Source organism: Pseudoalteromonas sp. Scap03, assembly GCF_013393115.1.
Classification (GTDB): Bacteria; Pseudomonadota; Gammaproteobacteria; order Enterobacterales; family Alteromonadaceae; genus Pseudoalteromonas.
Genome location: NZ_VDEU01000001.1, coordinates 1,871,413 through 1,886,434, shown reverse-complemented (window position 1 = coordinate 1,886,434; position 15,022 = coordinate 1,871,413). Strand labels below are relative to the sequence as shown.

The following is a 15,022-nucleotide window of genomic DNA, read 5'->3' as shown; positions in this document are numbered from 1 at the left end:
TCCTAAGCGAATTGACGCTTTTCACCTTCACCGTCAACGTTACTAACACAACGACCACAGATTTCAGGGTGCGCAGGTTCAATACCTACATCTTCACTATAATGCCAACAGCGCTCACACTTTTTAGCATCAGTTGCTGATACGCTAATGTATAAACCTTCAATTTCGGTTGCTTGTGAATCTGCAGGCTGGCTCTCTACTTCAGTAACATTTACAGCTGAAGTGAGTAACACAAAGCGAAGTTCATCACCTAGTGCAACCAGTTTTGCAGCAAGTTCTTTACTTGCAAACAGGTTAACCGTTGCTTGCAACGTAGCGCCAATCACTTCTTCTTTACGTGCAGCTTCTAGCAGACGGTTCACTTCGTCACGCACATTTAAAATAGCTTGCCAATCTTCATTACTAAACTTGGTCGTAGTTGGTGCTTGTAAGCCCTCATACCAAGTTGAAGTAAATACATAGTCACTGCGCTCACCTGGAAGTGCTTCCCAAATTTCTTGTGCTGTAAAGCTCATGATTGGTGCCATCCAACGCGTCATCGCTTCAGCAATGTGGTACAGCGCAGTTTGACAAGAACGACGTGCATGACTGTCACTTTTTGCCGTGTACTGACGATCTTTTATAACGTCTAAGTAGAACGAGCCTAACTCGCCGGTACAGAAGTTCATTAGCTTTTGCGTCACTAATAGCATTTGGTAGCTATCGTACGCCGCTAAAATGTCATCTTGTAACTGTGCAGCACGCCCTACAATCCACTTATCAAGCTCAACCATATCATCAATAGCAACTTGATCTGTTTTTGGATCAAAACCGCTAAGGTTAGCAAGTAAGTAACGGCTAGTGTTACGAATACGACGGTAGCGATCTGCTGAACGTTTGAATATTTCATCTGATACCGTCATTTCTGCCGTGTAATCAGTTGATGCTACCCATAAACGTAAAATATCAGCACCTAGTTTATTCATCACATTTTGTGGTGAAATAACATTGCCTAATGACTTAGACATTTTGCGGCCGTTTTCATCAACCGTAAAGCCATGCGTAAGTACTTGCTTGTAAGGTGCATGACCATTAATTGCCACAGAGGTCATCATTGATGACATAAACCAACCACGGTGTTGATCTGAACCCTCTAGGTATAAATCAGCAGGACCGGTTAAATCTTCACGCGCATCAACAACACAGGCATGAGTTACACCTGAATCAAACCACACATCGAGTGTGTCTTGCACTTTCATGTATTGTTGTGCGTCTTCTTCACCTAGTAAAGTAGCTGGGTCTAAGTCATACCAAGCTTGAATACCTGACTTTTCAACAAGCGCTGCTGCTTGCTCAATCAGCTCTTGAGTATTTGGGTGTAATGCACCCGTGTCTTTATCAACAAACAGCGCAATAGGTACACCCCAAGTACGTTGGCGTGAAATACACCAATCAGGGCGGCCTTCAACCATGTTAGCAATACGGCTTTCGCCCCATTCAGGTAACCACTGAGTATTTTTAATTTCAGCCAGTGAATCTTGGCGCAAGTTAGCCTGATCCATGCTAACAAACCATTGTGGTGTGGCACGGAAAATAATAGGCGTTTTATGGCGCCAACAATGTGGGTAACTGTGCGTTAATGCATGGTGATGCATTAGGGCATTATTTTCTTTTAATACCTCAATTACACTCGCATTGGCTTTAAACACATGTTGACCGGCAAATAATTCAGTATCAGGTAAGTACACACCATTTGCGCCAACAGGGTTAGCTACTTCAAGGTTGTACTCAAGACCAGCCACGAAATCTTCTTGACCATGACCTGGTGCAGTATGCACGATGCCCGTACCAGAATCTGTTGTTACGTGCTCAGCAACAATAACAGGAACATTAAAGTCGTAAAAAGGGTGTGCTACGGTTAAGTTTTCAAGTGCTGCGCCTTTAACATAGCCAAGGATATGGAAATGGTTAAAACCAAAACGATCCATCGCATCTTTAACCAGCTCAGAACCTATAATAAGACGTTGCTGAACGCCTTCATCTTCTACTTGTACTAGCGCGTATTCTAAATCAGCATGTACAGCTACCGCACGGTTTGCAGGCAAAGTCCATGGTGTCGTAGTCCAAATGACGGTTCCTACGCTACCTGTTCCTGTATGGCCAGCCGCTAAATCAAACGCATTAACTACCGCATCTTGATCTGTAAAAGTAAAACGTACATCAATAGCTGGAGATTGTTTATCTTGGTATTCAACTTCGGCCTCAGCTAATGCTGAACCACAATCTGTACACCAATGCACAGGCTTAGCACCTTTATGAAGGTGACCATTTTTTATAATGCGGCCCAGTACACGGATGGCATTAGCTTCAAAGTCGAAGTTCATTGTTAGGTAAGGTTTATCCCAATCACCAAAAACGCCTAAACGTTTAAAGTCTACTTTTTGGCCTTCCACTTGCTTTTTAGCATAGGCACGACATTTCTCACGAAACTCTGCCGCAGTTACCTTAACACCGGGTTTACCAACTTTTTTCTCAACCATTAACTCGATTGGTAAACCATGACAGTCCCAACCTGGTACGTATGGCGCATCAAAGTCTGATAAAGTTTTAGACTTAACAATAATATCTTTTAATATTTTATTTACTGAGTGGCCTAAATGGATATCGCCGTTTGCATACGGAGGGCCGTCATGCAAAATGAAAGTTTTTTTACCTTTCTTCGCGCTGCGAATTTGACCGTATAGGTCGTCTTCATACCATGCTTTAAGCATTTTTGGTTCACGTTGTGCCAAATTGCCACGCATTGGAAACATTGTTTCCGGTAAATTCAAAGTATGTTTGTAGTCGCTCATTAATCCTACTTTCCGTTTCTATCGGCTACCTAATTTAAACCAAAACACTGCTTAGCGGCGGCAACATCGGTTGCTATTTGTGCCGTCAGTTGTGTTAATGTCTCGAATTTTTTCTCATTGCGGAGCTTTTCAATTAACTCCACATGCATAAATTGTCCATAAATATCTTGTGCAAAATCAAAAAGATGAACTTCCAATAAGGCACGAGTTCCATTAAACGTGGGTTTGTTTCCAATGTTAGCCACCCCAAAAACTTGCTTTCCTGCGATCATCACTTGAACCGCAAATACACCATTGACCGGACAAACTTGACGTTTTAGCGCAATATTTGCCGTTCTAAAACCCAGTTCGCGGCCTTTTTTCCAGCCATGAATAACACGTCCAGATATTGCATAATTATGCCCAAGCATAACTTTTGCACTAACTAGGTCACCTTCAGCAAGTGCTTCTCGTATCAAGGTACTGCTTACTCTAGCATTTAATTGCCTAAAGCTGGCAGTGCTTTTAACACTCATTCCCACTTGGGTGCCCATAGTTGCCAATAGACTAAAGTTACCTTGGCGCTGTTTACCAAACCTAAAATCATCACCAACCGTTAATGCTTTAACGCCCAGCTTTTTAATTAAAATATCGCTAACAAACTGCTCAGCATGCATGTTTGCAAAAGCCTGATTAAAGCTAATACAAATAACGCGTTCAATTCCTAAGTTACTCAATAGACGAAGTTTATCACGCAGTCGAGTCAGCCTAGCCGGAGCGTTATTTTTTGCAAAAAACTCCTGTGGCTGAGGCTCAAATAACATTACGGTGCTGGGTAAATTATTTTCTTTTGCATCAGCTAAAAGCCCTTTTAATACGGCAGCATGACCCAAATGAACACCATCAAAATTACCAATGGTCAGCACACAACCAAAGTGTTGTGGGCGTATATTGTGTATACCTCTAATTAGCTCCATGCCACCTAATGCCTTTTTCAGCGAGCGATAAAATGCGACCTCGGGCCGCAGAGTGTCCGATTATAATCTTTTTTTTAATTTGATTCAGTAATTGCTACACTTTTTATCGTATTTAGTCTAACACCCATCAAAAACAACATAAAAAAGTAACTAACAATCGCAATAATTAATAACACAACCAATAACATAACTTGTTCGCTAAAGTGCCAACTAACCCAGTCATATTGCCTACTGGTAAACCAAACCAATGCGCCCATTGTTATACTTGCCAACAAACACTTCAAAGTGAAGTAGCCACTCATGCTGGAAAACTGATAAACATTCTCTTTTTTAAGCTGTCGATACAGTAAGTAGGCATTACAACTTGCCGACATTGAGGTTGCCAGTGCCAAACCTAAATAGCCAATAAATGGGGCCAGCATAATATTAAACACCATATTTAGTACCAAAGTAATAATACCAATGCGTACCGGTGTTTTAGTATCTTGGCGAGAATAAAACCCAGGCGCGAGCACTTTAATTAACATAAAGCTGACTAATCCCACTGAGTAGGCAACCACCCCTAAGCTCACCGCCTTAACATGATCAATACCCGCTTCTTTAAAAGCGCCATGATCAAACAGCACGGTAATAATAAGCGGGCTTATAATCATCAATCCTATCATTGCTGGAAGCCCTAAAAAAATCACAAACCTCACTCCCCAATCTAGGGTATGTTGAAAGTCGCTACTTTTTTTACTGCTGTGTAATTTTGACAACGCAGGTAAAATAACCGTCGCAATACCGATGCCAAATAAACCAAGTGGAAATTCAATCAGTCTATCTGAGTAATATAGCCAAGCGATAGAGCCCGTCATCAATAACGAGGCTATTACTGTATCGAGCAGCAAATTAATTTGACTAATTGATACACCAAATAAGGCTGGAAGCATTAACTTGCGTACTTTTTTCACATTTTCATCTTGCCAACCCCAGCGCGGGCGCGCTAGCATTTTTGCTTTATACAAAAACGGCAGTTGAAATAATAGCTGTACCACGCCTCCTAAAAACACGCCAACGGCTAATGCATAAGCGCCTACAGAAAATTGGTCGTGTAATAAAATGGCACAACTAATGATGGATACATTGAGTAACACCGGGGTAAAAGCCGCAACGGCAAAACGATTATAAACGTTCATCACCGCGCCACTGAGCGCCACAAGGCTTACAAAAAACAAATAAGGAAAAGTAAGTTTTAATAGCGAACTGGCAAGCTCAAACTTTTCTGCGTCAGGCCCCCCTTGCCACCAATCAATAAACCAACCAGTACCAAATAATGCAGCAATAACAGGTGATGCTATTACACCAAAAAGTGTCACTATCAGTAAAATAGTGCCTAACGTGCCGGCGGCTTGGGCAACAAATATTCTGACCTTCTCATCGCCTTGCTGCTGTTTAATTTCACTTAATACCGGTACAAATGCTTGCGCAAAAGCCCCTTCGGCAAATAAACGGCGTAAAAAATTAGGAATACGGTTAGCAAATAAAAATACATCGGCCGCAGCGCCTGCGCCCAACAGATTAGCCACGACGGCATCTCGTACTAGCCCTAAAATACGCGAGATCATTGTCATTGCACTTACAATCATCCCAGAACGAAACAAACCTTTTGACACTATAAATCCATATTAAAAACCAGCAATTAAGTTAATTATGCCATAGTCTTTTTTATAAATCGCTTTAAAGCACTAGGCTGGAACCCCTTGCTTTGTTACAATAGCGCTATTAACTGCTAAAGCGGCAAATTGATGTTCGTTATAAGGAGCAGTTTTTCTTGAATTGTTAAAATTAAATTGACATTCATGATAAAAACAGGCATATTCCACGGCCTTTAATTTAAGCTTTATTTAAGATTGTTAGGAGCAAACCTTGGCTAACATCAAGTCTGCAAAAAAACGCGCTATCACAAGCGAAAAAAACCGTCAGCACAACGCAAGCCGTCGTTCAATGATGCGTACTTACTTCAAAAAAGTAATCGTAGCTATTGAAGCTGGCGATAAAGAAGCTGCACAGCAAGCTTTTTCTGTTGCTACACCTATCCTAGACCGTTACGCAACTAAGGGTCTAATCCACAAAAACAAAGCTGCTCGTCATAAGAGCCGTTTAGCTGCTAAAATTAAAGCGCTATAATTTGTTTTTGCAAGATTAAAAAAACCGGCTTTTGCCGGTTTTTTTTTGCCCAAAATAAATACGCCTCTTAAACGTTATCAAGCTCTGGATAAAACTTTTTCAACATCGCCGCAATTTTCTTTGGTGAAAATGGTTTAACCACAAACCCTTTTGCCCCTCTTTCTATCGCATCCTTCACATTTTCAACGCCTGAATGAGCCGACACCATCACCACGTTTGTCTCTGGTGATAACTCATTAATTTGCGCAATAAGTTCTTTACCATCGCCATCAGGTAGTTCTATGTCTAAAAATATAATATTAAAATTGGCTGCGCGACACTCGCTAATACACTGCGCGGCCGTTGACGCTTCTTTTACATTCTCTATCCCTAAATGCATTAATGTTTGACTTAGAAAGCTACGCACAGTGCTAACATCGTCAACTATTAAAATAGATAGCTGCGTATTCATATACAATCCTTATAGGCTAAAGCCATGTCTGCGAAGTTGGTGATTTGCTTAAAATACAAATATTTACTTTATTATAGAGGGCTAAGCTAAAAAGGCCAGATTTGCTTTATGTCGAAAACCACAAAAAAAAGTCGCCGCAAAAAAAATAAAGCCGCTACTGTTAAACAAAGATCCAGTAATAAGCTTGCAAACACTGGCTCACAATTAAAACTACACTCAAGTAGCGCAAAGTGTGGCATCAAGTTGACCCTGCTTTTTATTTTCGCGATATTATTATTTATACTTGTTTTAATACCAAAGCCGAGTTTACTTACTTATAAAAAATCATCTATGGTAAGCCAAAGTGTGTATTGGCCAGGGTTGTTTTCAAGCGAACCAAAACTACTGGACTCAACCCTACACCCGCGACTGGATAAGGAGCATAGAACCCTTTACCTATGTATTGATTTACAGCAACCGCAGAGCTGCCAAAAATATCGAATTATTGCTGAGAAAGGAATATTTTCAGTATTGCTTACTTACTTTTAACATTAAAAAAACTAATCTGAAAATTTAAAATTACTTGGTTGAAAGCTGTGCAAAAGATCAACATAATGGCGCTCCTTTTTTCAACAACTGAACTATTGAAACGACCATGCTAAACGAGCTAGATTGGCTTTTAAATACATTACTACTTGCACTAGGTTTAGGTGCATTCTTTATTAACCAACTGACACTGCTTCGCGTTGCAGCGATTAGTGCTTGTGGTTTGTTATTCTTATCATTTAGCTTAGATCTTATGTCGTCGAGTATTATTTCAAATATGAGTTTAGTTTTGATCAACACATTTTATTTGTTTAAAGTTTATACTTTTGGACAATTTACTGTATCTCAGCACTAATTACTTCCCCTTAGAATATTTTATAGCCCAGTTTTTCTGGGCTTTTTTTATTCTACAGCTTTAAAAATCTTGGGTCTTAGTTTGAACTAAGTTAAAATTTATCTCGTATTGGGTCTGTTGACCTTTCAAGGTTAAATTTTCAGCAGTCTGTTTGGTATTTAGGCAAGGCAGAGCCTATGTGGTGTGGTTATTCCCCATAAATAGGTGATAACGCAGCATCAATGCCAAACAGGCGCTGCCCTTTGGGTTCTACCTAAGGGCGATTTACTCTTTGTTGCTCGGTTTTTACTTAGCCCACTAGGTTACAAACCTCGCGCCGCGATTAAACCACCCCTAGTTTGAACAAATTTTAATCCGCAAAGGTCAACAGACCCTTGCCTATTTTGAGATAAGCCCATGCCGTTGTCAGATTTCGATTTATTCTTATCCTCCATGGAAGATGTTACCCCTATCAGTCACGATACAGTGACATTGCCACCTAAAAACCATAAAACAGTTATCGCTCAGCAAGAAAAAAACAAAGCGGCACAATTAAATTTAAGCAGTGAACAATTTAATTCGTTAGATGAACCACTAGAATTGCTCGACCCACTCGCCATATTAAGTTTTAAACGGGATGGCGTGCAAAGCCCGGTTTTTAAAAACGTAAGATTAGCTAAATATCAGCTCGATGCGACATTAGATTTACACGGGCAACTTTTGAAAAATGCCCATGCTTCGTTGCTTGCCTTTATTAAAGATTGCCACCAGCGCAATATAAGAATGGTTCTTGTTCGTCATGGAATAGGTATTAAAAATAAAGCCAAACCGGGGATTTTAAAAAGTTACGTAAATCAGTGGCTGCAAACAATTCCTTGTGTTTTAGCATTTCATACTGCACTCAGGCAGCATGGAGGAAGTGGGGCAACATATGTCTTACTAAAGAAGAGTGATGATAAAAAGCATCAAAACAGAGAAATTCACAGCAAGCGCAGTTAAATCTTGCTGTGCTAATAAGGGTTAGTTAAGCATCAACGCTGCTGCATTAGCTTGATTAAACCACGCAGATATTCCTAAAATAATGATAGATACAACCACAATGCTAATTTTTGCGCCCCCTTGATTGGGTTTCATAATTCATCCTATTTATTATTTTTGTTAGAACAGCTTTTAACAATAGTAAAAATTACAAATGTTAACAAGCTGTTTCTGTTAAAAATTAAACAAATTTTAATCCTTGAAGGCCAATAACTCTAAATTAATAACCTTGCTGCTTATTAATACAATTTATTAATGGTTGTCTCGCTTTCAAACGCAAAATGTTTTCTGCTATTTGCTCAATAACACTATCTAGATCTGACAACGCAGCACAGTGCGGCGTTAAAGTAATATTTGGGTGTTGCCAATAAGGGTGTTTGCTTGGTTGTGGCTCACTGGCAAATACATCAAGCGTTGCTGCTAGTAAACGTGCGTTATTGAGCGCATCGAGCAAATCAGCTTCAACGACATGCTCACCTCGGGCCACATTAATTAACACGGCGTGCTCAGGAAGTTGCTTAAGCAACTGTTGATTAATAATACCTTTGGTATTGCTAGTAAGTGGCAATAGACAGATTAAATAATCTGTATTCACTAACATATCATTTAGTCCCTGATCACCATGGTAGAGTGCTGCTATCGTTGATGTTTTAGGGCTTCGGCTCCAAGCATTAACTTTAAAGCCATTATTAGCCAACCTTTGGGCGCATGCTTGGCCTAATTCGCCAAACCCTAAAATACTGACTCGATCGTGCCTATACGCTCTTTTGGGCTTCCATTCACTTTGCTGTTGTTTTAAGAAATATTCTTTTAATCGCAATTTTTGCGCTAATACATGAGTAAGTACATATTCAGCCATGTCGTTGGCTAACTGTTTATCGACAATCCGCACCACTTCAACATGTGCAGGTAGTAAACTTAAATCGATACTATCAACCCCAGCACCAAACGATGACACCGCTTTCAAATTTAATAACTTTGGCCATAAAGACGCGGGCGCATTCCAAGCCAGTACAAATTCCACACCTGCAAAATCTTTGCAGTCATCAAGCTGCTCAATTTGAATGTTGGGTAATTGTGATTGCATTTTTGCAATTAATTTTGTGTTATCTCGACCGGTAATCGCGACTAAAACTGACATGATGATTCCTTAAAAAGTAACCCTAAATAGTAGTACTGGTACGGTTCAATTCAATAGTAGGTAAACGGTTTTAAAAAGTCACACAACTGACCGCGTATTGTCATATCCGCACTCTAAGCTAAACATATTGGCCTTAGCCTAGTATAAAAAAAGAGGTGCGTATGATCAGTGTAGATAAAGTAATAGCAACCAATTTACCACAGTTAACTAACTCATTTAAAATAAAAAAAATGGTAAAGAAAAGTCTTAGCTACTTATTACATGAACAAGAATTTACAAACTTTGCAACTGCCTATCCCCACCTTCAAGGAATAGAATTTGTAGAGCAAGTGCTTGATGAACTTGACTTTGAAACTCGCTACAAAGCTAAGCAAATAGAAAACATTCCCAGTGAAGGGAAAATTGTCATTATTGCAAACCACCCTATCGGATCCTTAGATGCACTTGCATTAATTAATGTGTTATCAACAGTGCGTTCCGATTTAAAAGTGGTGGCTAACCGTATGTTAATGACCGTTGACGCCATGCATTCGTTATTACTACCCGTTGATAACCTATCAGGGCAAAGTAAAAAACAAGAGCTGAGTAATATCCACCAGCACTTAAAAAATGAAGGAGCGTTACTTATTTTCCCTGCCGGTGAAGTTTCTCGACTTCGTCCTACGGGTATAAAAGACTGCAAATGGAACAGTGGCTTTTTACGCATTGCAAAAAAGGCTAACAGCCCTATTTTGCCTATTTATATTAAAGCCAGAAATAGCCCGCTGTTTTACGGCGCATCAATGCTTTATAAACCACTGGCTAGCTTGTTACTGGTAAAAGAAATGTTTAAGCAACGTCAAAAATCACTCGAGTTTGAAATTGGCGCTTCTATTGCCCCTGAGTCTTATTTAATCCCAGACTTAAAAGACAAAGAAGTGGTTGAGCTAATCCGTAAGCAACTATACCGTTTAACCACAAAAAAAACGCTACCATTAAAAACTCATGCTCCGATCGCCTCTCCTGAATGTAAAAAAGAATTAAAAAAAGCCATAGAATGCTGCGAACATTTAGGTAAAACCAGTGATGGCATGGTGATTTATTTGTACCAATACCAAGGAAGCTCTCCCTTATTTCGTGAACTGGGCCGCTTACGAGAAATCGCTTTTCGGGCTGTAGGTGAAGGTAGTGGAAACCGCCGAGACATAGATAAATACGATATGCACTATCAGCACTTAGTATTGTGGGATGAACATGCACTAGAGTTGGTGGGTGCTTACCGATTAGCTTGTGCACAGGATGTGATTGAACAACACTCACAAAGTGGGCTTTATACCGATAGCCTATTTAATTATACCCAAGATATGAATCCTTATTTTAAACAAGGCATAGAGCTAGGCCGAAGCTTTGTACAACCTAAATATTGGGGCAGAAAAAGTCTCGACTACTTATGGTATGGTATTGGCGCTTTTATAAATCGCTACCCTCAATACCGTTACTTATTTGGTGCGGTGAGTGTGTCAAACGCACTACCTGAGCAGGCAAAGTCTTTATTAGTGCATTATTATCAGCACTATTATGGCTGTGAAAAATCACTCGCAACGCCTAACAATGCTTTTCGTCACACACCTGATCAGCAAACTCAGTGCACTAACTTGTTCGAGGGTAATAATATAAAAGAAGATTTTGTAGAGCTTAAACACATACTCGCTAACATGGGCACGCATGTACCCACACTATTTAAACAATATACAGAGCTATGCGAACCAAATGGTGTTAAATTTTTAAGCTTTAGTATTGATCCACAATTCAATAATTGTATTGATGGCCTAGTATTGGTTGATCTTGAAAAAGTAAAACCAAGCAAAGCAAAGCGCTACTTGGGTACTGATAAATCAGCATCAGCAAGTTAAAGCGTTAACCCTTAATCGAATAACTATTAAAGCGGCATTAAGCGGCGCTTTAATAGTTATTAATACTTCAAGGCTGAGTAAAAATACCATCGAGTAATTGCGTATAAATCTTTTCTATTTCTAACAAGTCGCAAATCGGTACATGTTCATTAACCTGATGAATGCTATGGTTTCGTACCCCACACTCTATGACTTGTGTTTTTTGCTGTGCAAAAAATCGTCCGTCCGACGTCCCACCACTGGTGCTTAATAAAGGATAATTCCCCGTCACTTTAAAAATTGCCTGCTCTAACTGAGCGAGTAAGCAACTCTCAATCTTATGGCTTGTATAATAGGGTTCACATGGACGCTCCCACTGTATAACCAAATGCTCGCTGAAATCCTTCAGTGCAGCAAACACACGTTGCTTAACATGTTTACTTTTATACCCATGGCTATAGCGAATATTAAAAGTAATATCACACTGAGCTGGCACGAGGTTATCTAGCACATTATCAATATTAATACCGGTGACTTGCAGCGTTGTTTTTGAACTAAGTTCATCTAAAGGCCAGTCTATTTGTGTGAGTCTATTAACCACTTCAGCACTGATGTGCGCAGCATTAATGGTATTCTCAGGATAGGCTACATGCCCAGCCTTTCCTTGAATAGCTAATCGCGCAGATAAGGCTCCACGTCGACCATTTTTTATAGTGTCACCTACCTGCAGGTGGCTGGTTGGCTCTCCAACAATACAGCCATCAAGCACAACGCCCTGTTGTGCTAATCGCTTGGCAATCAACACAGAGCCATGCTCCGCCTCACCTTCTTCATCTGAGGTGATCAGCCAAAATAATGTTCCCTGCTTTTGCTGCGCGCTGTTTATTAACGTCTGCGTTGCACTAAGCATCGCGGCAATGCCTCCTTTCATATCGGCGGCACCACGCCCATAAATTGCATCGTTAATTATGTGTCCACCAAACGGATCGGCTAACCAGCCACCTTGCGTTGCGGGTACCACATCAATATGGCCAGAAAATGCCACCACGGGGCCTGCCCCAAAGGTTATTTTTGCAATTAAGTTTGTCACATTATTAGAACTAAATTGCTCTGTACTAAAGCCTAACTCAGTAAGGTGGTTCGCAAGCCACTCAATGCCACCAGCTGGATTAGGAGTAATCGATTTAAATCGGATCAGAGTTTGTAAGTGACTCACTGTTTTTAACTGTGCAATAGTTAAGTACGGCGCTTGTGCTTTTGTATTGATAGCTTTTGTCATAATAAACACACCTCGTTTTAGCAGTGTATTTATTACAACGACTTTTTATGACCGCATTATGAATTTACTAGCTAACGTGCGCCCTCTTCTATTAATGTTTCTCGTGTAACCTGCACTATGTGCTTATCTTCTTTAGTTAACTTGGTTTTTTTCCAAGAGCCACGCATAAACCATGCAAATGCTATCAATGCGATGGTTATGTTAGTAATTGCAAAAGAATACCAAATGCCTTGATCGCCAAGCTCAGTATGATTAGAAAGAATATAAGCGGCAGGGAACTGCACTACACATTGTGATAATAACGCGATAACCATTGCATTGAGCATATTACCTGAGGCACGAAAAGCAGCAACAATACAAAGTTGCACCCCTATTCCACCCCAACTTAAGCACATTACTTGAATAAACTGCGCCCCATTAGTAATAACGTCATTATCGTCAGGAATAAAAAATGCAACTAATGAATCTGCATATAAATATGCAATGGCGCCAACACATGAGAGCCCTAACAAGCCCCACACACTAGCAAGTTTAGTGATCTGCTCAGCCCGCTTGATATTACCAGCCCCCATATTTTGCCCAACCAAGGTTGATACCGCCATTGATAAGCCCATAGCGGGGATCATCACCATTTGCAAAATATTAGAGCCAACACCATAAGCAGCAATTGTCGTAGTACCAAAGCTGGCAACTAGAAATGACATGATGATCAAACCAAATGCACGTGTCGATAATTCAATAGAGCCTGGCGCTCCCAAGAAAAAAGCGCGCTTAATATAGTGCCAGTCGGGGTAAAAGCTTTTTAGCTGTAATTGAATACCATGGCGACCACGTAAAAATATAATGATGCCCGCAAGCGCCGCTAAGCTCTGTGTAACCAATGTTGCTAGCGCAGCGCCCATCACACCAAGCCCCTCAAAACGACCATAGCCAAATATGAATAACGGATCGAGTATAAAGTTAAGTAACACGGTTGTGCTGACTATAATTAACGGCACCTTAGTTTGCCCAATACCCCGCATCAGCGATTGAAACATGGCATAAATAAATACAAAAATAACGCCAATAAAAGATACATGCATAAACTTAAGCGCATCACTATATACGGCCGCTTCAACCCCCAGTAAGGTTAAAAAATAAGGTGATAATGCATAGCCTAGTAACCCAAGTAATAGTGCAACTAATGTCACCATTAACACCGTTTGCGCGGCAACATGGTTAACCTTATCTTGTTGTCCTGCCCCCATGTATTGGGCTGATAAAATCGCCCCAGCCATAGCAAATCCTGAACCTATCGCAATAACTAAAAATGTGACAGGCATACTAATAGATACAGCAGCCACTTGCGCAGCCCCTAACCGGCCAACCCAAAAAGCATCTGTAAGCTGATAAGCAGACTGCAAAATATTAATGAGGACAATAGGAATGCCTAATTTTAATAGCGCTTTGGCAATAGAGCCTTGAAGAAATAGTTGACCAGAGGGAGTCATGAGGCCGCTTACTTTTATTAAACCGTGAACATAGACTTAGTTTAACAAAACTAGCTGATTATATTCTGAATACTTCGTTTACGGCCGGTATTTAAGTGATCAGTCAATAATTTTTGAGCACTAAGTAAGTAAAAGTTTAATCTAAATCAATAAATAGAGGCTCTTTACTTATACGCTTTTGAAACTTTGATCTAGAACAGGTTTTTATTTTTAAACTCGAGCGATAATAGCCTCAATCAACAAATAGTCACACAGTAGTTCACGGAGAACAACATGAAAACTAAACTAAGCATTGCAATACTTACTTCTTTACTAGCTCTTTCTCCTGCAGCACACGCTAACTTTAGCGTTAATGTTGGCGCAATTAATGTTAACCCTGATAACGATGGCTCAAAGATTAACGAAGCACCTACTCTTGGTTTAAAAGGTGATTCAAATACTCAGTTAGGTATTACTGTAGATTATGCATTTAACGACCAATGGGTGTTAGAGCTTATTGCAGCAACGCCATTCTCTCATGATGTAGAAGGTACAGGCGGTTTAGCTGGTAATAAAATTGCCGACATTAAACATTTACCACCATCACTGGTTGCACAATACCACTTTTTAGACAGCAGCTACGCACTTCGTCCATTTGTTGGTGTAGGTATTAACTACACGACGTTCTTTGACGAGCAGCCTTCTGCAGCACTTAAAGCAACTTTAAATACTGACGACGTGGAAGTAAAACTAGATGATTCATTTGGTTTTGTTGCTCAAGTAGGTGCTAACTACAAGATTGATGAGAAATGGGGCCTACACGCTATGGTATCTATCATGGATATTGATACTGATGCGACTGTATATGCTAATGGCGCAAAAGCATTAACTTCAACCGTGTCACTTGACCCTGTTGTAGCTATGTTTGGTCTTAAATACTCGTTTTAATAACGATTAT

At 40.2% G+C, this 15,022-nt stretch carries 12 protein-coding genes; 5 read left to right on the top strand and 7 right to left on the bottom strand.

Features of this window, described 5'->3' with window-relative positions; all coding sequences use genetic code 11:
- Positions 1 to 2 precede the first annotated feature (2 nt).
- The 3 genes from ileS to murJ form a co-directional block, all read right to left on the bottom strand.
- Positions 3 to 2,831 (bottom strand): isoleucine--tRNA ligase, encoded by a 2,829-nt coding sequence (gene ileS / locus FHG08_RS08580; protein ID WP_178955523.1) that lies wholly within the window; start codon positions 2,829 to 2,831, stop codon positions 3 to 5.
- Positions 2,832 to 2,860: 29 nt separating this feature from the next.
- The gene (gene ribF, locus FHG08_RS08575) at positions 2,861 to 3,787 is read right to left on the bottom strand and encodes a bifunctional riboflavin kinase/FAD synthetase (protein ID WP_075170608.1); all 927 of its coding nucleotides are present in this window, start codon (positions 3,785 to 3,787) and stop codon (positions 2,861 to 2,863) included.
- Positions 3,788 to 3,861: 74 nt separating this feature from the next.
- The gene (murJ, locus tag FHG08_RS08570; protein WP_041709107.1) at positions 3,862 to 5,400 is read right to left on the bottom strand and encodes a murein biosynthesis integral membrane protein MurJ; all 1,539 of its coding nucleotides are present in this window, start codon (positions 5,398 to 5,400) and stop codon (positions 3,862 to 3,864) included.
- Between the two features lie 295 nt (positions 5,401 to 5,695).
- Here murJ and rpsT point away from each other — a divergent pair, with 295 nt between their 5' ends.
- Positions 5,696 to 5,956 (top strand): 30S ribosomal protein S20, encoded by a 261-nt coding sequence (gene rpsT, locus FHG08_RS08565; protein WP_008114420.1) that lies wholly within the window; start codon positions 5,696 to 5,698, stop codon positions 5,954 to 5,956.
- Positions 5,957 to 6,023: 67 nt separating this feature from the next.
- Here the strand turns inward: rpsT and FHG08_RS08560 are convergent, their stop codons facing one another.
- Complete coding sequence (locus FHG08_RS08560; protein WP_138607618.1) at positions 6,024 to 6,407, bottom strand: response regulator; 384 nt, start codon at positions 6,405 to 6,407, stop codon at positions 6,024 to 6,026.
- A 634-nt stretch (positions 6,408 to 7,041) separates the two neighbouring features.
- On the opposite strand from FHG08_RS08560, the gene FHG08_RS08555 reads away from it, so the two are divergent.
- On the top strand, positions 7,042 to 7,287 hold the full coding sequence (locus tag FHG08_RS08555) for a hypothetical protein (protein ID WP_008114416.1): 246 nt from the start codon (positions 7,042 to 7,044) through the stop codon (positions 7,285 to 7,287).
- Between the two features lie 396 nt (positions 7,288 to 7,683).
- Entirely contained in the window at positions 7,684 to 8,265 is a 582-nt protein-coding gene (gene smrA / locus FHG08_RS08550) for a DNA endonuclease SmrA (protein ID WP_178955521.1), read from the top strand.
- Between the two features lie 259 nt (positions 8,266 to 8,524).
- Here the strand turns inward: smrA and FHG08_RS08545 are convergent, their stop codons facing one another.
- Entirely contained in the window at positions 8,525 to 9,445 is a 921-nt protein-coding gene (locus FHG08_RS08545) for a glyoxylate/hydroxypyruvate reductase A (RefSeq protein WP_178955519.1), read from the bottom strand.
- Between the two features lie 161 nt (positions 9,446 to 9,606).
- On the opposite strand from FHG08_RS08545, the gene FHG08_RS08540 reads away from it, so the two are divergent.
- Positions 9,607 to 11,337, top strand: a complete 1,731-nt coding sequence (locus FHG08_RS08540; protein ID WP_178955517.1) for a lysophospholipid acyltransferase family protein — start codon at positions 9,607 to 9,609, stop codon at positions 11,335 to 11,337.
- A gap of 67 nt (positions 11,338 to 11,404) precedes the next feature.
- Here the strand turns inward: FHG08_RS08540 and dapE are convergent, their stop codons facing one another.
- Both dapE and FHG08_RS08530 read right to left on the bottom strand, forming a co-directional pair.
- A complete protein-coding gene (gene dapE, locus FHG08_RS08535) occupies positions 11,405 to 12,595 on the bottom strand; it encodes a succinyl-diaminopimelate desuccinylase (RefSeq protein WP_178955515.1) in 1,191 nt (396 codons plus the stop codon).
- A 71-nt stretch (positions 12,596 to 12,666) separates the two neighbouring features.
- Entirely contained in the window at positions 12,667 to 14,085 is a 1,419-nt protein-coding gene (locus tag FHG08_RS08530; RefSeq protein ID WP_054202105.1) for an MATE family efflux transporter, read from the bottom strand.
- 273 nt (positions 14,086 to 14,358) lie between these two features.
- On the opposite strand from FHG08_RS08530, the gene FHG08_RS08525 reads away from it, so the two are divergent.
- Positions 14,359 to 15,012 (top strand): OmpW family protein, encoded by a 654-nt coding sequence (locus FHG08_RS08525; protein ID WP_010391257.1) that lies wholly within the window; start codon positions 14,359 to 14,361, stop codon positions 15,010 to 15,012.
- The last annotated feature ends 10 nt before the right edge of the window (positions 15,013 to 15,022 follow it).